The 17811-nt window shown below is 68.9% G+C and carries 21 protein-coding genes; 14 read left to right on the top strand and 7 right to left on the bottom strand.

Annotated features, from left to right (window positions below):
• The first annotated feature begins 72 nt into the window (after positions 1-72).
• Positions 73-366, top strand: a complete 294-nt coding sequence (locus tag VGE03_RS08375; protein ID WP_331046027.1) for a CC_3452 family protein — start codon at positions 73-75, stop codon at positions 364-366.
• Positions 367-442: 76 nt separating this feature from the next.
• On the opposite strand, the gene gltX is transcribed toward VGE03_RS08375, so the two are convergent.
• Positions 443-1777, bottom strand: a complete 1335-nt coding sequence (gltX, locus tag VGE03_RS08370; RefSeq protein ID WP_331046026.1) for a glutamate--tRNA ligase — start codon at positions 1775-1777, stop codon at positions 443-445.
• A 118-nt stretch (positions 1778-1895) separates the two neighbouring features.
• On the opposite strand from gltX, the gene VGE03_RS08365 reads away from it, so the two are divergent.
• The gene (locus VGE03_RS08365) at positions 1896-2147 is read left to right on the top strand and encodes a type II toxin-antitoxin system VapB family antitoxin (RefSeq protein WP_331046025.1); all 252 of its coding nucleotides are present in this window, start codon (positions 1896-1898) and stop codon (positions 2145-2147) included.
• Complete coding sequence (locus tag VGE03_RS08360) at positions 2144-2536, top strand: type II toxin-antitoxin system VapC family toxin (RefSeq protein WP_331046024.1); 393 nt, start codon at positions 2144-2146, stop codon at positions 2534-2536. Before VGE03_RS08365 ends, VGE03_RS08360 begins: the two co-directional genes overlap by 4 nt.
• Positions 2537-2540: 4 nt before the next feature.
• Here VGE03_RS08360 and dksA read toward each other — a convergent pair whose 3' ends face one another.
• Together dksA and VGE03_RS08350 are read right to left on the bottom strand one after the other, a co-directional pair.
• Positions 2541-2969, bottom strand: coding sequence for an RNA polymerase-binding protein DksA (dksA, locus tag VGE03_RS08355; RefSeq protein WP_331046023.1), 429 nt, complete (start codon positions 2967-2969; stop codon positions 2541-2543).
• Between the two features lie 181 nt (positions 2970-3150).
• Complete coding sequence (locus VGE03_RS08350) at positions 3151-3576, bottom strand: flagellar assembly protein FliX (RefSeq protein ID WP_331046022.1); 426 nt, start codon at positions 3574-3576, stop codon at positions 3151-3153.
• A gap of 183 nt (positions 3577-3759) precedes the next feature.
• Here VGE03_RS08350 and VGE03_RS08345 point away from each other — a divergent pair, with 183 nt between their 5' ends.
• Genes VGE03_RS08345 through VGE03_RS08330 form a run of 4 tightly spaced genes read left to right on the top strand, consistent with a single transcriptional unit; the run spans position 3760 to position 7242 of the window.
• Positions 3760-4866: a flagellar basal body P-ring protein FlgI gene (locus VGE03_RS08345; RefSeq protein ID WP_331046021.1), complete on the top strand. Its 1107-nt coding sequence runs from the start codon at positions 3760-3762 to the stop codon at positions 4864-4866.
• 2 nt (positions 4867-4868) lie between these two features.
• The gene (locus VGE03_RS08340) at positions 4869-5168 is read left to right on the top strand and encodes a rod-binding protein (RefSeq protein ID WP_331046020.1); all 300 of its coding nucleotides are present in this window, start codon (positions 4869-4871) and stop codon (positions 5166-5168) included.
• Positions 5165-5608 carry a flagellar basal-body protein FlbY gene (locus tag VGE03_RS08335; RefSeq protein WP_331046019.1) on the top strand — a complete coding sequence of 148 codons (444 nt, stop codon included), beginning with the start codon at positions 5165-5167 and terminating at the stop codon, positions 5606-5608. Before VGE03_RS08340 ends, VGE03_RS08335 begins: the two co-directional genes overlap by 4 nt.
• Positions 5609-5664: 56 nt before the next feature.
• Positions 5665-7242 (top strand): EAL domain-containing protein, encoded by a 1578-nt coding sequence (locus VGE03_RS08330; protein ID WP_331046018.1) that lies wholly within the window; start codon positions 5665-5667, stop codon positions 7240-7242.
• On the opposite strand, the gene VGE03_RS08325 is transcribed toward VGE03_RS08330, so the two are convergent.
• Together VGE03_RS08325 and VGE03_RS08320 are read right to left on the bottom strand one after the other, a co-directional pair.
• The gene (locus VGE03_RS08325) at positions 7239-8807 is read right to left on the bottom strand and encodes an ABC-F family ATP-binding cassette domain-containing protein (protein ID WP_331046017.1); all 1569 of its coding nucleotides are present in this window, start codon (positions 8805-8807) and stop codon (positions 7239-7241) included. The two genes, VGE03_RS08330 and VGE03_RS08325, sit on opposite strands and share 4 nt — an antisense overlap.
• The gene (locus VGE03_RS08320; protein ID WP_331046016.1) at positions 8773-8910 is read right to left on the bottom strand and encodes a hypothetical protein; all 138 of its coding nucleotides are present in this window, start codon (positions 8908-8910) and stop codon (positions 8773-8775) included. Before VGE03_RS08320 ends, VGE03_RS08325 begins: the two co-directional genes overlap by 35 nt.
• A gap of 128 nt (positions 8911-9038) precedes the next feature.
• Here VGE03_RS08320 and VGE03_RS08315 point away from each other — a divergent pair, with 128 nt between their 5' ends.
• From VGE03_RS08315 to uvrA, 3 genes are all read left to right on the top strand, one after another.
• Positions 9039-9479 (top strand): hypothetical protein, encoded by a 441-nt coding sequence (locus VGE03_RS08315; RefSeq protein WP_331046015.1) that lies wholly within the window; start codon positions 9039-9041, stop codon positions 9477-9479.
• Positions 9480-9506: 27 nt separating this feature from the next.
• Positions 9507-9986, top strand: a complete 480-nt coding sequence (locus VGE03_RS08310; protein WP_331046014.1) for a group III truncated hemoglobin — start codon at positions 9507-9509, stop codon at positions 9984-9986.
• A gap of 142 nt (positions 9987-10128) precedes the next feature.
• On the top strand, positions 10129-13071 hold the full coding sequence (gene uvrA, locus VGE03_RS08305) for an excinuclease ABC subunit UvrA (RefSeq protein ID WP_331046013.1): 2943 nt from the start codon (positions 10129-10131) through the stop codon (positions 13069-13071).
• Between the two features lie 25 nt (positions 13072-13096).
• Here the strand turns inward: uvrA and VGE03_RS08300 are convergent, their stop codons facing one another.
• Positions 13097-13915, bottom strand: coding sequence for a hypothetical protein (locus VGE03_RS08300; protein ID WP_331046012.1), 819 nt, complete (start codon positions 13913-13915; stop codon positions 13097-13099).
• Between the two features lie 154 nt (positions 13916-14069).
• Here VGE03_RS08300 and trmFO point away from each other — a divergent pair, with 154 nt between their 5' ends.
• A complete protein-coding gene (gene trmFO / locus VGE03_RS08295) occupies positions 14070-15467 on the top strand; it encodes a methylenetetrahydrofolate--tRNA-(uracil(54)-C(5))-methyltransferase (FADH(2)-oxidizing) TrmFO (protein ID WP_331046011.1) in 1398 nt (465 codons plus the stop codon).
• 4 nt (positions 15468-15471) lie between these two features.
• Positions 15472-15918, top strand: coding sequence for a hypothetical protein (locus tag VGE03_RS08290; RefSeq protein WP_331046010.1), 447 nt, complete (start codon positions 15472-15474; stop codon positions 15916-15918).
• Between the two features lie 3 nt (positions 15919-15921).
• Here VGE03_RS08290 and VGE03_RS08285 read toward each other — a convergent pair whose 3' ends face one another.
• The gene (locus VGE03_RS08285) at positions 15922-16416 is read right to left on the bottom strand and encodes a hypothetical protein (RefSeq protein ID WP_331046009.1); all 495 of its coding nucleotides are present in this window, start codon (positions 16414-16416) and stop codon (positions 15922-15924) included.
• Positions 16417-16467: 51 nt separating this feature from the next.
• On the opposite strand from VGE03_RS08285, the gene VGE03_RS08280 reads away from it, so the two are divergent.
• Positions 16468-17349 carry an oxygenase MpaB family protein gene (locus tag VGE03_RS08280; protein ID WP_331046008.1) on the top strand — a complete coding sequence of 294 codons (882 nt, stop codon included), beginning with the start codon at positions 16468-16470 and terminating at the stop codon, positions 17347-17349.
• Positions 17349-17810, top strand: coding sequence for a GNAT family N-acetyltransferase (locus VGE03_RS08275; protein WP_331046007.1), 462 nt, complete (start codon positions 17349-17351; stop codon positions 17808-17810). The genes VGE03_RS08280 and VGE03_RS08275 overlap by 1 nt, the downstream gene beginning before the upstream one ends.
• Position 17811: the final 1 nt, after the last annotated feature.

Below are 17811 nucleotides of genomic sequence, written 5' to 3'. Positions count from 1 at the left end.
AGTTTCAAATAACAACGCACACTGAGACGGTGGACGCGCCAAGCGCGACCGACCTCATCGGAGACTTCTGAAATGCGCGCCTTCCTGATCGCCGCGACCCTGCTGGTCGCCGCCCCCGCCTTCGCCCAATCGGCCACCTCGACCGCCGTTCTGACCGACGCCGCCAAGGCGCCGGCCGGCCGCACCATCATCGACGGCGCCTCGTGGAGCTGTGAAGGCGCCACCTGCACCGCCAACGGCGGCGCCAACCAGACCGCCGCCCGCGCCTGCCGCCGCGTCGTCGCCCGCTTCGGCAACGTCTCGGCCTTCACCTACAAGGGCGCCGCCCTGTCGGCCGAGCAGCTGGCGACCTGCAACGCCGCCTGATCGGCCGCGCATCGCTAGAAATGAAAAGGCCGCCCTGCGACGGGCGGCCTTTTTGCTGTCCGGCTGTCGCGACGGCTCAGGCCGTCTCGCCCTTCAGGCGCTGCACGATGCGCTCGCGGCCGATCATCGGGGCGACCGAGGCCATGTCGGGGCCATGGGCCTGGCCGGTCAGGATCAGGCGCAGGGGCATGAACAGGCCCTTGCCCTTGGCGCCGGTCTTTTCCTTCACGGCGTTGGTCCAGGTGGGCCACAGGGTCTCGTCGATCGTTTCGGGCAGGACCTCCAGCGCGGCGGCGGCGAAGGCGGCGTCCTCGATCACCGGGGTGACCGGACCGCGCACGATGGCGGCCAGGCCGACGACGTCGGCGAACTTCTGCAGGTTCGGGCGCACGACTTCCCAGAAGGCCTGCCCCAGATCGGCGTCCAGCGCGGCGAGACGCGGCTGGGCCACGGCGTAGTCCATGGCGTGCAGGGCCTGGGCGTTCAGGCGGTCCAGATCGGCGGTGTCGTAGCGCGCCGGCGAGCGGCCCATCTTGGAGAAGGCGAAGCTGTCGCCCAAGGCCTCGACCGAGGCGCCGACTTCCAGCGGGTCCGAGGTGCCGATGCGGCCCAGGTGGCTGGTGATCGCGATCGGCTCATAGCCGAGGTCGCGCATCTCGCTGATGGACAGCGAGCCCAGACGCTTGGACAGGGCCGCCCCGTCGGCGCCGACCAGAAGCGGCATGTGGGCGAAGCCCGGCACGGTCGCGCCCAGCGCCTCGAAGATCTCGATCTGGGCGCCGGTGTTGGTGACGTGGTCCTCGCCCCGGATGATGTGGGTGATGGCCATGTCGATGTCGTCGACGACCGACGGCAGGGTGTAGAGGAACAGGCCGTCCTCGCGGATCAGCACCGGGTCCGACATCGAGGCGGTGTCCACCTCGGCGTGGCCGCGGGCCAGGTCTTCCCAGGCGACGCGTTTGCCTTCCAGCTTGAAGCGCCAGTGCGGGCGGCGACCCTCGGCCTCATAGGCGGCCTTCTCGGCGTCGGTCAGCTCGAGCGCGGCGCGGTCGTAGATCGGCGGCAGGCCGCGCGACAGCTGCACCTTGCGGCGACGGTCCAGCTCTTCGGCGGTTTCATAGCAGGCGTAGAGGCGGCCGGCGGCCTTCAGGCGGGCGGCGGCGTCCTCATAGCGGTCGAACCGCTTGGACTGGTTGTGGCGCTCGTCCCAGACCAGGCCCAGCCAGGTCAGGTCGTCCTCGATCCCCTGTTCGAACTCGGGGGTCGAGCGGGCCAGGTCGGTGTCGTCGATCCGCAGCACGAATTGACCGCCCTGCCCCTTCGCGAACAGCCAGTTCACGAGAGCGGTGCGGACGTTGCCGACGTGCAGCTTACCCGTCGGCGACGGGGCGAAACGAACCTTGACGGTCATGGGAAGAGAAACCTTGGAATGCGAGGCGCGTAGGTCGCGCTGCAACCCGGCGAAGTCAAGGCGCGGCTTGGGCGCAAGGTCGGATCATGATAGATTTGACGGCGTCATGAACGCGCCCGTGCAAATCCGGAAGCCCGAAGTCGCGGAACGCCTGCGCGAACTTGCACGGCTGGAGGGCAAGTCGATCACCGACCTGGTCGAGGAGATGGTGCGCGAGCGGGATGAGCGGCTGACGGCGGCTCGTGAGGCGGATATCGAGCGGAAACTGACGGCGGCGATGGAGACGGTGCGGCGCTTTCAGGCCCTGCCGATCATCGGCCCGCTCCCGACCGATGACGACCTTTACGACGAAGACGGCCTGCCGAAGTGATCGTCGTCGATGCGTCTGCGCTGGTCGCCATGTTGCTGGATGAGCCGGAACGCGCCGCCTTCTTCGACGTGGTCAGCAAGGCCCGGGCCTGCCTGTCGCCGGTCGGGTACTGGGAAGCGGCGATCAAGCTCGGACGGCAACGAGGGCCGGCGGGCGTGGCCGAGCTGGATCAGTTGCTCGCGGACTTCGACATCCGGATCGTTGATGCGGACCATGACGTCGCAAGCCGCGCGATCAAGGCCGAGCGGGAGTTCGGGAAACGGACCGCGGCCGGACTGAATATGGGCGACTGCTTCGCCTATGCGCTGGCGAAGCAGCTGGACGCGCCCCTGCTCTACAAAGGCGCGGACTTCAACCGGACAGACATCCAGGCGGCGCTGACCGCCTGAACGATCAGTCGTCGCGGTGAACCCGCTCGCGGCGTTCGTGGCGTTCCTGGGCCTCGACCGACAGGGTCGCCGTCGGGCGGGCCTCGAGACGACCGAGGCTGATCGGCTCGCCGGTCTCCTCGCAGTAGCCGTACGACCCGTCCTCGATGCGGCGCAGGGCCTCATCGATCTTGGAGATCAGCTTGCGCTGACGATCCCGGGTGCGCAGCTCCAGCGCGCGGTCGGATTCGGAAGACGCCCGATCCACGAGATCCGGATGGTTTTCCGTCTCGGCTTTCAGGTTGCTCACCGTGCCCTTGGACTCACGAAGGATGTCATCCTTCCAGTCCATGAGCTTGGCCTTGAAATAGGCCAGCTGCCGCTCATTCATGAACGGTTCGTCGTCGGACGGCCTGTACGCGGCCGGTTCGATAACTGACGCCAATGCGTTCATCGCACTCACGCTCTAAACAGCGCCCCCCTGTGGCGCAGTGCTGCGTATAGGGATGCGAAAGAGTCGCGGCAACACGCCTCTCGCGAGCGTGACCTGCAAAGATTAATCTGCCGCCGCCACCGTGACATTTCTTCATCACCCGGGCGGCGCAACGCGCGATTCCGGGAACGATTTCGCCTATTTATGCTGCACTGCGGCGAAGATCAGCCTTTGCCAGCTCAACCGCAGCGCGAAGGTCGATCTGATCGAGCACCGCCTTGAGCCCCGGGTCGGCGTCGTCCGGCCGCTCTTCCCTGAGCGAGCGGCTCAGGCGTTCCAGCGCACCGCTTCCGGGCTCGCCGGCCAGAAGCGCCAGCTTCAACTCATCAAGGCGATCCAGCAGGCCGGAGCCCCGACGCACCGCGCGGCGGCGACGCTCGGTGGCGTCCTCGACCCCCTGCAAGGCCATCAGGGCGGTCATCCCGGCCACGCCCGACACCGAGGACGCCGCGGCGGGCGCGCTGGCCGGCGCGGCCTGTCCGGCGCCCGGCACGGAGAACCCGCCCGCGGCCCGTGCGGGACGCGAACCCTGGGAAGCCGAGGGGCCAGTGGCTCCGGTGACCTTCATGCGGTGCAACTCCAGACCATGAGCGACCATCGCGGGCGCTGGTCACCGTTTGGTTAACGGCGCGGCAAAATCTGCCGCCAATCCCGGCAAGGCCTCCCTGCCCGAGATTGTATTCATTGAGTTTTCCGTCTGGCATGAGGTTAGCAACACGAGGGCATCGACTGTTCACCGGACACCTGACCGATGCAGAAATTGCTGGCCTCCCTCCTGACCGCCGCCGCCCTGGCCGGATTCGCCGCGCCGGCGATGGCCCAGTCGCGGATCAAGGACATCGCCTCGATCGAGGGCGTCCGGACCAATCAGCTGATCGGCTACGGCCTGGTCGTCGGCCTCGCCGGTACGGGCGACTCGCTGCGCAACTGCCCCTTCACCCGCCAGTCGTTGGAGGGGATGAGCGAGCGCCTGGGCAACAACATCCGGGGCTCCACCGCCAACACCAAGAACATGGCCGCGGTGATGGTCACCGCCGACCTGCCCGCCTTCGCCACGCCCGGCGCGCGGATCGACGTCAACGTCTCGTCGATGTGCGACGCCAAGAGCCTGCTGGGCGGATCGCTGATCGTCACCGGCCTGCAGGGCGCCGACGGGCAGGTCTACGCCGTGGCCCAGGGCTCGATCCAGACCGGCTCGGTCTCGGCGTCCGGCGCCTCGGGCTCCTCGGTGACCCGCGGCGTGCCGACCGCCGGCCGGATCGCCTCGGGCGCGACGGTCGAGCGTGAGACCGGGTTCGAACTGGCCAACATGAATGAGGTGCGGCTGACGCTGCGCAATCCGGACTTCACCACGGCCCAGCGCGTCGCCGCGGCGATCAACCAGACCTACCCGGGTACTGCCCTGGCCGAGAACGGCACCGTCATCGCCCTGCGCGCCCCGACCGGTCTGGGCATGGCGGGCTTCATCAGCCGGGTCGAGAACCTGCCGGTCGAGGTCGACGCCCCGGCCAAGGTCATCATCGACGAGGTGAACGGCGTGATCGTCATGGGGGACGCCGTGCGCGTCTCCACCGTCGCCATCGCGCAGGGCAACCTGACCGTTTCGGTCCAGGAGAACCCCATGGTCAGCCAGCCCGAGCCGTTCAGCCGCGGCGGCCAGACCGTGGTCGTTCCCCAGTCGGACGTGCAGGTCGAGGAAGAGCGCGGCGTGCAGATGCGCATGCTCGGCGGCGGCAGCTCGCTGTCCAGCCTGGTCAACGGCCTGAACGCCCTCGGCGTCAGCCCGCGCGACATGATCTCGATCCTGCAGGCCATCAAGGCCGCCGGCGCCCTCCAGGCCGACATCGAGGTGATGTGAGCATGACCGATCTGTCCATCGCCTCCGCCCTGACCGGCTCCGATCCGCAGCGCGCCCGCGACACCGCCCGGATGCGGGAAACCGCCGAAGCCTTCGAGGCCTCCTTCCTGTCGCAGATGCTGAAGCCGATGTTCGAGGGCCTGAGCACCGACGGCATGTTCGGCGGCGGCGAGGCCGAGGGCCAATGGCGCAGCTTCATGATCGACGCCATGGCCAAACAGACGGTGAAAGCCGGCGGCATCGGCCTGGCGGATGACGTCATGGCCCAGATGATCAAGATGCAGGAACAGGGACAAGCATGACCGAAGCCGCCGTTCTGAACGCCACAGCCCGGGTCCGGCAGATGACCGACCTGACCGAGCGGCTGACCGCCTGCCTGATCGAGGAATCCAAGGCCTTCGAGGCGCATCGCCCGCAGGACGCCGCGGCCACCGTCGCCGCGACCCAGGAGCTGGCCAACACCTATCGCCGGGAATCCGCGCAGCTGAAGGCCAATCCGGCGGCGATTTCGCCGGCTCCGGCCGCCCACCGCACCGCCCTTATCAAGGCCACCCAGATCTTCGAGGCCGTGCTGGCCCGTCACGGGCGCGCCGTCGAGGCGGCACGGGTCGTGTCGGAAGGCCTGGTCAAGACCATCGCCGCCGAGATCGCCAGCCAGCGGGGCTCGCCCTCGGCCTACGGCGCGTCCGGTCGGGCCAACGCCGGCGACAGCCGCGCCGTGGCGCTTAACCGCACGGCTTAACCTTCGCCTTTCGCGCGCAAAGGCGATCTTAACGCAAGCAGGCGTAAGCCTCTGGGATGACGATCAAATCCCGCCTTCTCGGAATGGCGTTCGCCGCATCCGACGTGCTGTTCGAGCTGGACCGGGAAACGGTCACCCTGGCCATCGGCGCCGGGCCGGTTTCCGGCGTCGAGCCCGGTGCGGCCTGGTCGGGTCAACCGCTGGACGCCTTCTTTGCGCCCTCCTCCCTTCCGGGGATCCGGGCCGCGCTGACGGACCTCAGCCCCGGCGTCCGCTCCGAGCCGGTCGAGGTGGAGGTCCTGACCGGGGACGGCCGGGCGCGTCGCGGCGTCATGCACGCCTTTCTGCTGCCCGATCTGGCGCCCTTCGTCTCCTGCGCCCTGGCCTGGCAGGGCGTGGCCTATCAGGCGACCCCGCCGAAGACCGAGCCCTTGCTTGACGCTCGCGGCCTGTTGAAGCGCCTGAAGTCCCTGCTCGCCGTCGGCGGCACGGGGCCGGAACTGGCCGTCGACTTCCTGGAGGTGCCAGGTCTCGACACCATCGACGACGAGCCGCATCGGAAAGCCAGCGAGCGGATCGAGGCCCGCCTCCAGTCCGCATCCTTCGGCGGCGCCAGCGCCGCGCGGGTCGCGCCCGATCGCTTCGCCCTGATGCGGGACCGCAACGACATCGTGGACCTCGCCGCCGAGATCCGGGCCCTCGGGGCTGCGGAGGGCCTGAACCTGTCGCCGGTGTCCAGCCGCGCCGAGGTGGGTGAGGCCGAGGCCGCCGTGGCCGTGCGGACGCTGAGGTTCGCGCTTGAGGAATGTCTGAAGGACGGCGCCGCCGCCGGCGAACGCTTCAGCGAACGCCTGAAACGGACCGTTGAGAACGCCGACCGTTTCCGGGGTATCGTTCGCAGCCGCGACTTCACCCTCGCCTGGCAGCCCATCGTCTCGCTGGAAACCCGGCTGGTGCACCATTTCGAGGCCCTGTCCCGCTTCGGCGGCGCACAGCAGGCGCCGACCGGGCCGATCGCCATGGCCGAGGAACTCGGGCTGATCGAGGACTTCGACCTCGCGGTCGCGGAGAAGGCCGTGGCCCAGCTCCGCAAGCCGGGCTTTGGCCTGGTGAAGGCCGCGATCAACGTGTCCGGCGTCTCCTTGGCCGATGATCGCTATGTCGAAGGCCTGTTGCGCATGACGGCCGCCGCGCCCGAAATCCGCAAACGACTGATGGTGGAGGTCACCGAGACCGCCACCGTCGGCGACCTGTCCGGCGCCAACCGCCGCCTGCAGGCTCTCCGCGAGGCGGACATCCAGGTCTGCCTCGACGACTACGGCGTCGGCGCCACCTCGCTGGACTACCTGCGACAGCTGTCGGTCGATCTGGTCAAGATGGACGGCGTGTTCGTCCGCGAGATCGAGAACGACGCCAAGGTCCGCACTCTCGCCACCCACCTGCTCGACCTGTGCCGTGATCTGAAAATCCGCACGGTCGCCGAGATGATCGAAACCGAAAGCCAGGCCGCGATCATGAAGTCGCTGGGCGTCGATTTCGGTCAGGGCTGGCTGTTCGGCCGTCCGGGCGAGACGCCGGTGATGGCGGCCCCGGTCTCATCCCGCCGGAAGGGCGAGATGGTCGGTTGGGGCTAAGGCTCCAGACTGCGTTCGATCCCTATGGCTTCGAGGAAGTCGGTGTCGTGGCTGACCACCAGCAAGGCGCCGTCATAGCCGCTCAGCGCGGCCTCCACCGCGGCAATAGAGTCCAGATCGAGATGGTTGGTCGGCTCATCCAGCAACAGGAGCTGGGCCGGGCGGTCTCCCCCCGTCACGCAGGCGAGGGCCGCCCTCAGCCTCTCCCCGCCGGACAACGCCGAAACCGCCTTGTTCGCGGCCACATTGCGGAACAGGAACCGGGCTAGGGCCGCATGGGCCTCATTCGGTGACGCACCCGGATTGATCCGAAGATAGGCCTCCAGCAGGCTCTCGTCCGGACGCAGGACGGCCGCCTCCTGATCCAGCAAGGCCGCCCTCGCCGGCCGTTCGATCCGCCCCTGCGTGGGGTCCAACAGCCCCGCCGCCAGCTTCAGCACGGTCGACTTGCCGGCTCCGTTGGCGCCGCGGATGGCCACCCGCTCCGGCCCCGTGATCTTCAGCGACAGGGGGCCGACGATCCGACGACCGTCCGGCGCATCCCAACGCACCTGATCGAGGCTCAGAACGGTGCGCCCCGCCGCCAGTCCGGTCGGCGGCATGGGGATGTCCAGCGTCCTGACCCGCTCGACCCGCGACCGGGCAGCGGCCAGATCCGCCTGCGCGGCCTCCGCCCGCCGCTCGGCCAGATGCGCCTCCCGCGCGCCGGAATTCTCGGCGCGTTCGGCCATGGCGCCGAGCACGATCTTCGGCTCGCTGCCTTTCAGGCCGAAAGCCCTGCCCGCCCGATCCCGCCGGGCCTTGCGCTCCAACGCCTTTTGACCCTCCCGGGCCACGCGATGGGCCTCCCGCTCGGCCAGGCCGAGGTCACGCTCGGCGCTTGCCCGCTCGGCCGCCTTGCGCTCGGCATACAGGTCGTAGCCGCCGCCGTAGGTCGCGACGCCGTGGTCCGACAGCTCGATAATGCGATCCATGCGGCGCAGAAGCGCCCGGTCGTGGCTGATGGTCACCACCCCGCCGGGCCAACGGCCCAGCACCTCGGCGATCCGCGCGCGGCCTTCGGGGTCCAGATGGTTGGTCGGCTCGTCCAGCAGCAGCAGGTCCGGCGGGTCCAGCAGCAGGGTCGCGAGCCGCAGCCGGGTCTGTTCGCCCCCGCTGAGCGAGGCGGTCGGCCGTGACAGGTCGAGACCCGGCAGACCGACCTCGGCCAGCACGTCGGCGATGCGGCTTTCCAGCGTCCAGTCGGCGGCGTCGAAATCCCCGGAATCGCCCCCTCCGGCCACCACCCGCGTAATGACCTCCAGCGGCCCGGCCACGCCGAGCGTCTCCGCAGCGGTCTCGCCGGGCGCGGGTTCGGCCCGCTGCTCCAGCCAGGCGACACCGCCGTCGCGGGCGACGGAGCCCTCGACAGGTCGCGACAGGCCGGCGATCAGGCGCAGAAGGGTCGTCTTGCCGGAGCCGTTCCGGCCGACAAGTCCGGTACGCTCCCGCCCTAGGGCGAGGCTCAGATCAGAGAAAAGGGTGCGACCGTCAGGCGTGCGGGCCGCGACGCGATCGAGCGTCACGAACGCGGATGCGGACGGGTTTGGGCTTCGGAGCGAGGACATAGGCGAGCACGAGCAGCAGCGGAGCGGAAAGGGCGAAACCGATTTCCAGCGTGCTGATCATGATCGTCGGGCCTCCGGTGAACTCACTCAGTACGGAAAGGATGGGTGCGGAAGGTTCGCGGCGCAAGCCTTTTCGGCTCTGGCGGCGCTGACGAGACCGTGAAAGGCTCCCCGCCGGGAGGAGTGTTCATGCGCCATCTGATCCGGTTCGCCGCTGTCCCGGCCCTGCTCGCCGCAGCGGCTTGCGCCCACGGTCCGGAAGCCCCGCCTCCGCCGCCGAACTACGCCCTGCCGGATGCGCAGCCCGCCGGACCGCACGCCCGGCTCTATGCGGACTGCATCCGTCTGGCCGCGGCCGCCGGCCACTATCAGCAGGTGATCGACGGGGGTGACGAACTCCTGCTGTTCACCTGCAGCGGGTCGATCGCCGAAGCCTTCTGGGCGGCGCTGGAACCCCACAGCGCCGCCATGGACTCGGGCTGGGAGCATGACGGGCGGCGCTATCGCTCGACCGCAAGGGTGCAGCGGAACCTGATCGGGGTCGACTATTGCACGGTCGACGCCTCCGGCGGCGATGCGCGCTGCGTGCTGACCTTCAACGCCGGGGATTTCCTGATCGCGGGTGACTGAAGCCGCCGCCTTCCCTACATCCCGGCCATGACCCACGCCGACACCGCCGACGCCCTGGCCGAGCGCCGCAAGGCCGCGACGGATCGCATCCGCGCCGAGACCGGCATCGACGAGGCGGTGATCGACCGGCTGGTCGAGACCTTCTACGCCAAGGTCCGCGACGACGCCCTGATCGGCCCGATCTTCGCCGAACGGGTCGAGGACTGGGCGCCGCATCTGGCGCAGATGAAGCTGTTCTGGTCCTCGGTCGCGCTGTCGACCGGCGTCTATCAGGGACGGCCGATGCCGAAACACCTGCCCCTGCCCATCGATGCGACCCATTTCGACCGCTGGCTGGCCCTGTTCGAGGCGACGACCCGCGAGGTCTGTCCGCCGGTCGCCGCCGCTCATTTCATGGAGCGCGCCCGCCGGATCGCGGAGAGCCTCGAGCTGGGCGTGGCCAACGCCAACAGCGTCCTGCTGGGCCCGGGCGAGCGCTATCGCCGGCCGTGGACGCCTCAGGACTGAGGGGCTGCTGCCACCTGCTGTCAGCAGTCTGGCGAAGCCGTGCGTGAGTTCCTATAATGTTCTTGCTGATTTCAGCGAAACATCCCCCATATAGCGCTGTCGCGCCGGACCCTGTCCGGCCCCTCCGCGTTCTCCGGATTCCATGACCGAAAAGCACAACTTCATCCGCGTCCGCGGCGCCCGTGAGCACAATCTAAAGGGCGTCGATCTCGACATTCCGCGTGAGAAGCTGGTGGTGATGACGGGCCTGTCGGGCTCGGGCAAATCCTCGCTCGCCTTCGACACCATCTACGCCGAGGGCCAGCGCCGCTATGTCGAGAGCCTGAGCGCCTACGCCCGCCAGTTCCTGGAACTGATGGGCAAGCCGGACGTGGACCTGATCGAGGGCCTGTCGCCGGCCATCTCGATCGAGCAGAAGACGACGTCGAAGAACCCGCGCTCGACCGTCGGCACGGTGACCGAGATCCACGACTACATGCGTCTGCTGTGGGCGCGGGTCGGGGTCCCCTACTCGCCCGCGACCGGCCTGCCGATCGAGAGCCAGACCATCTCGATGATGGTCGACAAGCTGACGGCGCTGGCCGACGGCGAGCGCATCCTGCTGCTGGCCCCGGTCGTTCGCGGCCGCAAGGGCGAGTACAAGAAGGAGATGGCCGAGTGGCAGCGCGCGGGCTTCCAGCGCGTGAAGATCGACGGCGAGTTCTACGCCATCGAGGACGCCCCGGCGCTGGACAAGAAGTTCAAGCACGACATCGACATCGTCGTGGACCGGATCGTCACCAAGGCGGGGCTGGAAGGCCGATACGCCGACAGCCTGCAGACCGCGCTGGGGCTGGCTGAAGGCATCGCCGTGGCCGAATGGGCCAACACCATGGAGGGCGAGACCGGTCCCCGCCGGATCACCTTCTCCGAGAAGTTCGCCTGCCCGGTCTCGGGCTTCACGATCAGCGAGATCGAGCCGCGACTGTTCTCGTTCAACAACCCCTTCGGCGCCTGTCCGGTCTGTGACGGGCTGGGCGTGAAGCTGGCCTTCGACGCCGATCTGGTGGTGCCGGACCGCGACAAGACCCTGCATGCAGGCGCCGTCGCCCCGTGGTCACGCGGCCCCTCGCCGCTCTACACCCAGACGCTGCAGTCGCTGTCGACCCACTACGGCTTCTCGATGGACAAGCCCTGGCGCGAGCTGCCGGGCAAGGCGCAGAACGTCATCCTGCACGGCTCGGGCGGCGAGAAGATCAAGTTCGTCTATGACGACAACGCCCGGAAGTACGAGACGCTGAAGGCCTTCGAAGGCGTCCTGCCGAACCTGGAACGCCGCTGGCGTGAGACGGACTCGGCGTGGGTGCGCGAGGAGCTCGGCCGGTTCCAGTCCGAGACCCCGTGCGAGGCCTGCGGCGGCAAGCGCCTCAAGCCCGAGGCCCTGGCGGTGAAGATCGCCGGCGAGGACATCGCCGAGGTGTCCTGGCTGTCGATCAAGCACGCCCACGAGTGGTTCCTCGGCCTCGAGGACAAGCTGACCGACAAACAGATGGAGATCGCCCGGCGGATCCTGAAGGAGATCAACGATCGCCTCGGCTTCCTGAACAACGTCGGCCTGGACTATCTGAACCTGTCGCGCAGCTCGGGCACCCTGTCCGGCGGCGAGAGCCAGCGCATCCGCCTGGCCAGCCAGATCGGCTCGGGCCTGACCGGCGTGCTCTATGTGCTGGATGAACCGTCAATCGGCCTGCACCAGCGCGACAATACCCGCCTGCTGGAAAGCCTGAAGGGCCTGCGCGACCTCGGCAACTCGGTGCTGGTGGTCGAGCACGACGAGGAAGCCATCCTGACCGCCGACTATGTCATCGACATGGGTCCGGCCGCCGGCGTCCACGGCGGCACGGTCTGCGCCCACGGCGCCCCCGCCGAGGTGATGGCCAACCCCAACTCCCTGACGGGCAAATACCTGACCGGCGAGCGCGAGATCGAGCTGCCGCCCGAGGGCCGCCGCCCGGTGAACCGCAAGCGGATGCTCAAGGTCTCGGGCGCCACGGGCAACAATCTGAAGGATGTAACCGGCGAAATCCCCGTCGGCCTGTTCACCTGCATCACCGGCGTGTCCGGCGGCGGCAAGTCGACCTTCACGATCGAGACCCTCTACAAGGCCGCCGCGCGTCGCCTGAACAATGCGTCCGACGCCCCCGCGCCGTTCGACCGGATCGAGGGCCTGGAGCAGTTCGACAAGGTCATCGACATCGACCAGTCGCCGATCGGCCGCACCCCGCGCTCCAACCCGGCGACCTACACCGGCGCCTTCGGCCCGATCCGCGACTGGTACGCCGGTCTGCCGGAGGCCAAGGCCCGCGGCTACGGCCCCGGCCGCTTCTCGTTCAATGTGAAGGGCGGGCGCTGCGAGGCCTGTCAGGGCGATGGCCTGATCAAGATCGAGATGCACTTCCTGCCGGACGTCTACGTCACCTGCGACGTCTGCCACGGCAAGCGCTACAACCGCGAGACGCTGGAGATTGTGTTCAAGGGCAAGTCCATCTCGGACGTCCTTGATATGACCGTGGAAGAGGCCGCGCGGTTCTTCTCGGCCGTGCCGTCGATCCGCGACAAGATGCAGACGCTGGAGCGGGTCGGCCTGGGCTACGTCAAGGTCGGCCAGTCGGCGACCACCCTGTCGGGCGGCGAGGCCCAGCGGGTCAAGCTGTCCAAGGAGCTGTCCAAGCGGGCCACGGGCAAGACCCTCTACATCCTCGACGAGCCGACCACGGGCCTGCATTTCGAGGACACCCGCAAGCTGCTGGAGGTGCTTCAGGAACTGGTCGAGAGCGGCAACACCATCGTGGTGATCGAGCACAACCTGGATGTCATCAAGGTCGCCGACTGGCTGCTGGACTTCGGTCCGGAAGGCGGCGACGGCGGCGGCGAGATCGTGGCCGTGGGCACCCCCGAAGAGGTGGCGAAGAACCCGAAGAGCTGGACCGGCAAATACCTAAAGGAGGTGCTGGACCGGCACGAGCAGCGCCGGAAGGCGCGGGTGGCGACGCTGTCGGCGCCCGAGGCGAAGCCGGTGAAGACCAGGGCGAAGGCGCGGGCCTGACGGCTCGCGCCCGCCTCAGCCGGGATCAGGGCTTCGGCAGGTCCCGGCAAACGGCGGCGAAGGGAGCCCACAGCAGGGTCGAGACCATCGCCATCCCGAGCGGCAGCAGGATCAGGATCAGCAGGGCGCCCAGGGCCGCGCCCGGCGAGGTCGGTCCACCGGCCGACATGACCACCTGAAGCGGCCAGCCGATCAGGATCAGCAGCAGCACGACGACGGCCGCCAGGGCGAAGACCACGACCTGCAGGCCGAGGAGCGGCCAGAACAGGGGCCGCGTGACCTTCCAGCCTTCGACGAACGACAGCCGTCCGCGATGGAAGCTCAGCGGCGCGATCAGGCACAGTCGGACCGACAGCCAGATCGACGCGGCGGTCGCGACCAGCCAGACCAGCGCGCCGATGATCATCCCGCCGGACGCCGTCGCCGCCTGGACCAGCGCCTCGCCGCCCAGATTGACGACGACGCTGACACAGCCGATGGCCAGGCTGACGATCAGCATCCGCCCCTCATCCCGTCCGAGCCGCATCGAGCCGAAGCGTGCCTGTTCGGGACGCAGCACGGCCCGATAGACCGCCGTGGCCAGCAGCGCCTGCAACAGGATGGCGATGGGGATCATGATCAGCGACACCTGACCGACGGCGGCGGTCGCGGCCGGAGACAGCTTGGCGGGGTCTCCGGCGGCGGCCGTCATCTCGTTCAGGAAGGGACTGATCACCGGCAGCGCCGCCGCCAACATGACGATCAGCCCCAGCAGCCAGACCCCGCCCCACAGGGCGACGGCGGCGGGACGTCGCCGGCTCAGGCGGAAGCCTTCGAAGGCGGCTTCGGTGGCGGCGATCTTCATCGTATTCTCCGTGACTCGGCGCCCGTTCTAGAGCCCGGTCCGGTTGGTGTCAGTGGAAATCCGCCCCGACGCGGCCACGCGCCGCGACGCTGTCGATGGTCAAACCCGCGCGCAGGCACTGGCATCTCGCGGTCAGGCCGCTAGAACCCCGCCCATGAGCACGACCACGTCCCCCTCTCCCGTTCACGTCATCGGCGGCGGCCTCGCCGGTTCGGAAGCCGCCTGGCAGATCGCCAACGCCGGCGTTCCCGTCATCCTGCACGAGATGCGCGGCGTGCCCGGGGTGAAGACGGACGCCCACCAGACGGACGGCCTGGCCGAACTGGTCTGCTCGAACTCCTTCCGTTCGGACGACTGGGAGTACAACGCCGTCGGCCTGCTGCACGCCGAGATGCGGGCGCTGAATTCGATCATCATGGCCTGCGGCGACGCCCATCAGGTGCCCGCCGGCGGCGCCCTGGCCGTGGACCGCGACGGCTTCTCGCAGGCGGTGACCGCCAAGCTGGAGGCCCACCCGCTGGTCACCATCGTTCGCGAGGAAGTCGCGGGACTGCCGCCGGAAGAGTGGGACAATGTCATCGTCGCCACGGGCCCCCTGACCTCGCCCGCCCTGGCCGACGCCATCCTGAAGGCCACCGGCGAGGAGAGCCTGAGCTTCTTCGACGCCATCGCCCCCATCGTCCACGCCGACTCGATCGACTTCGACATCGCCTGGCGTCAGTCGCGCTATGACAAGGAAGGCCCCGGCGGCGACGCCGCCGCCTACGTCAACTGCCCGATGGACAAGGACCAGTACGAGGCCTTCATCGACGCCCTGCTGGGCGGCCCCAAGGCCGAGTTCAAGGACTGGGAGAACGTCCCCTATTTCGACGGCTGCCTGCCGATCGAGGTCATGGCGGAACGCGGCCGCGAAACCCTGCGCCACGGTCCGATGAAGCCGGTCGGCCTGACCAATCCGCGCAATCCGACGGTCAAGGCCCACGCCATCGTCCAGCTGCGTCAGGACAATGCGCTGGGCACCCTGTTCAACATGGTCGGCTTCCAGACCAAGCTGAAGCACGGGGCGCAGGCCGAGACCTTCCGCATGATCCCGGGCCTGCAGAACGCCCAGTTCGCCCGCCTCGGCGGCCTGCACCGCAACACCTACCTGAACAGCCCGCAACTGCTGGACAAGCAGCTGCGCCTGAAGGCCATCCCGCGCCTGCGCTTCGCCGGTCAGGTCACGGGCGTCGAGGGCTATGTCGAAAGCGCCGCCATGGGGCTGCTGACCGGCCGTCTCGCCGCCGCGCAGGCGCTGGGTCGCGACCTGTCCGCCCCGCCGCCCGAAACGGCCATGGGGGCGCTGGTCGAGCACATCACCGGCGGGCATATGGAAGGCTCCAAATTCCAGCCGATGAATATCAACTACGGCCTGTTGCCCCCTCTGGAGGCGCCCAAGGTCGATGAGGACGGCAAGCGCATCCATCCCAAGGAACGGGGCCGGGCCAAGAAGCGGCTGCAGAGCATCCGGGGCCTGAACGCGCTCAAGGCCTGGCGCGACGCGGCGGCCTGACCGAATGGACGCCGCCCGCAAGAGGGAACTGAAGAAGGCCGGCAAGGCGGAGATCGAGGCCAATGAGGCCGTGATCCAGGCCATGCTTCTGGAGAGCAATCCGGCCCCGCCCGGATCGTTCGCCGACGCCCGCAACTACGAACGCGGTCAGGCGCGCTCGCGCTGGCTGGAGCGCCACGGCCCGGCGCTGCACGCCGAACGGGCCCAGCGCCTGTGCGTGATCGCCCCCGCGCCGATGCGCCACGGCGTCACCGGCTGGCACTATTTCCGCTGCACCGGCTGCGGCTCGGTCGCGCCCAGCCGCCCGAAGCGGAACCGGATCTACTGGTGGGCCTGCGAGTGCGGGAATGTCCGGCTGCGCCGGATCGGCAAATGGGGTCGCTATGTGATCCGCGACGAGGCCCTGCTGGAGGCGGTCCACATCATGGGCCGGGGCGCCCCGAAGGCCTGAGGCTCAGCTCTCGCGCGGAAGCCCGGCCAGCAGCTGATCTTGCGCGGCGGCGTCGACCTCCCGCCACGGCCGGGACTGGCCGCAGCTGTAGTTGACCCGTTGCGCGCCCCGGGCGGCCGGCGGCCCGTCGCCGCTCATCTCCAGAGGTTGCAGGAACAGCAGATAGTCCTGACCGACGTCAGGCCCTCCGGCGTCGCGATCCATGTAGAAGCCGCCGCTGTTCCGCTCGGTGAAGACGGCGATCCGCGACGGCGGATCACCCTTGAAGGCGGAGATGACCTCGAGTCGGTACAGCGTCCACGGATCGCGCTCGGGCGTCGTCTCACCCTGCTCCGCGGAGATCACCCGCGCCCACACCACCCAGGGCGAGTCAGCGAACTCCTGCAGCAGGGTCGTTCGGGCGTCCAGCGCGCCGCGATAGAGGCACAGCGCCTGCGCCGCCGGAGCCGTCGTCAGGGACAGGGTTGCGGCGATCAGCCATGGCGCGAGGCGGTTCATGCCCTTTAGTATCATGCCCGTAGCCCGGCGAAACGGGCCGTAGAGACCTGCATGCCTCCCCCTTCCCTCGACTTCGCCCGGCGGGCTGTCCGCCAGAAGATCACCGATGTCTTCAACGACGCCGACCAGGGCGAGCGTCCTGTACTCCGTCGCGCCGACGCCCTGTTCCCGCCGGACGGGGTGGCCGCCCGGGTCAACGGCGATGTGGTGACCATGATGATCGGCGGGGTCTCGGGCCTGCTGCTGCAGATGCTGCATCCGGCGGTGCTGGCGGGCGTCTGGGACCATTCCGACTTCCGCGCCGACATGCACGGCCGCCTGCGCCGGACGGCCAAATTCATCGCCACCACCACCTACGACCACGCCGACAACGGCCGGGCGATGATCGACAAGGTCAACCGCATCCACGCGAAGCTGGCGGGCGTCCTGCCCGACGGCACGCCCTATCGGGTCTCCGATCCGGCCCTTCTGGCCTGGGTGCATGTGACCGAGACGATCAGCTTCCTCGACTCCTGGATCCGCTACGGCGAGCCGGACATGTCGATGGCCGATCAGGACCGCTACTTCGACGAGATGGCCCGCATCGGCGCGGCCCTGTACGCCGATCCCCTGCCCCGGACCCGGGCCGAGGCGGAGGCCCTGATCCAGAGCTATCGTCCGCAACTGAAGGCCGACGCCCGCACGCGCGAGGTGGCGCGGATGGTCATGCGCCAGCGGGTCGGCTCCCCGGCCGTCGACGCCGCGGCGGGCGTCATCATGCAGGCCGGGCTGGACCTCCTGCCGGAATGGGCCCAGGCGATGCATGAGCGGCCTTTCGGCCCGCCGCGCGCCCTGACCCGCGCCGGCGCCCTGTCCACGGCCCGTTTCATCCGCTGGGCCTTCCGGGGCTCGCCCAACACCCGCGTCCATCCCCCGGAAGTGACGAGCTACTGATGGCCCTCGATATCCGCATTGATGATCTGTCCGGTGGCCCGACACAGGACCTGCTGGCCCTGCACCTGCGCGGGATGCAGGCCTGGTCGCCGCCGGAGTCGGTCCACGCCCTGGACCTGTCGGCGCTGCAGACGCCGGACATCACCGTTTGGACCGTCTGGGATGGTGACGCGATCGCGGGCATCGGGGCGATGCGGCAGCTGTCGTCGTCACAGGGCGAACTGAAATCCATGCGCACCCACCCGGATCACCTGCGCAAGGGCGTGGCCGCCGCCCTGCTGGAGCACATCATCGCCGAAGCGAACGCGCGCGGCCTGTCACGGCTGAGCCTCGAGACCGGTTCAGGCCCGGCCTTCGATCCCGCCCTGTCGCTCTACCGGCGGCGGGGCTTCAGCGACGGCCCGGCGTTCGGCGGCTATGTCGCCACCGACTTCAACCAGTTCCTGCACCTGACGCTGTAGA

Source organism: Brevundimonas sp. (assembly GCF_036400995.1).
In the GTDB taxonomy this organism is placed as follows: Bacteria; Pseudomonadota; Alphaproteobacteria; order Caulobacterales; family Caulobacteraceae; genus Brevundimonas.
The sequence above is the reverse complement of the archived record's forward strand: the minus strand, read 5'-3'. Positions and strand labels throughout refer to the sequence as shown.

Coding starts and splice junctions, on each gene's coding strand:
- gltX (WP_331046026.1), bottom strand. CDS start 1,777: ATGACCGTCAAGGTTCGTTTCGCCCCGTCGCCGACGGGTAAGCTGCAC.
- uvrA (WP_331046013.1), top strand. CDS start 10,129: ATGACCGAAAAGCACAACTTCATCCGCGTCCGCGGCGCCCGTGAGCAC.
- VGE03_RS08275 (WP_331046007.1), top strand. CDS start 17,349: ATGGCCCTCGATATCCGCATTGATGATCTGTCCGGTGGCCCGACACAG.
- VGE03_RS08310 (WP_331046014.1), top strand. CDS start 9,507: ATGACCCACGCCGACACCGCCGACGCCCTGGCCGAGCGCCGCAAGGCC.
- VGE03_RS08285 (WP_331046009.1), bottom strand. CDS start 16,416: ATGAACCGCCTCGCGCCATGGCTGATCGCCGCAACCCTGTCCCTGACG.
- VGE03_RS08320 (WP_331046016.1), bottom strand. CDS start 8,910: ATGATCAGCACGCTGGAAATCGGTTTCGCCCTTTCCGCTCCGCTGCTG.
- VGE03_RS08350 (WP_331046022.1), bottom strand. CDS start 3,576: ATGAAGGTCACCGGAGCCACTGGCCCCTCGGCTTCCCAGGGTTCGCGT.
- VGE03_RS08345 (WP_331046021.1), top strand. CDS start 3,760: ATGCAGAAATTGCTGGCCTCCCTCCTGACCGCCGCCGCCCTGGCCGGA.
- VGE03_RS08315 (WP_331046015.1), top strand. CDS start 9,039: ATGCGCCATCTGATCCGGTTCGCCGCTGTCCCGGCCCTGCTCGCCGCA.
- VGE03_RS08340 (WP_331046020.1), top strand. CDS start 4,869: ATGACCGATCTGTCCATCGCCTCCGCCCTGACCGGCTCCGATCCGCAG.
- VGE03_RS08290 (WP_331046010.1), top strand. CDS start 15,472: ATGGACGCCGCCCGCAAGAGGGAACTGAAGAAGGCCGGCAAGGCGGAG.
- dksA (WP_331046023.1), bottom strand. CDS start 2,969: ATGAACGCATTGGCGTCAGTTATCGAACCGGCCGCGTACAGGCCGTCC.
- VGE03_RS08375 (WP_331046027.1), top strand. CDS start 73: ATGCGCGCCTTCCTGATCGCCGCGACCCTGCTGGTCGCCGCCCCCGCC.
- VGE03_RS08330 (WP_331046018.1), top strand. CDS start 5,665: ATGACGATCAAATCCCGCCTTCTCGGAATGGCGTTCGCCGCATCCGAC.
- trmFO (WP_331046011.1), top strand. CDS start 14,070: ATGAGCACGACCACGTCCCCCTCTCCCGTTCACGTCATCGGCGGCGGC.
- VGE03_RS08335 (WP_331046019.1), top strand. CDS start 5,165: ATGACCGAAGCCGCCGTTCTGAACGCCACAGCCCGGGTCCGGCAGATG.
- VGE03_RS08300 (WP_331046012.1), bottom strand. CDS start 13,915: ATGAAGATCGCCGCCACCGAAGCCGCCTTCGAAGGCTTCCGCCTGAGC.
- VGE03_RS08280 (WP_331046008.1), top strand. CDS start 16,468: ATGCCTCCCCCTTCCCTCGACTTCGCCCGGCGGGCTGTCCGCCAGAAG.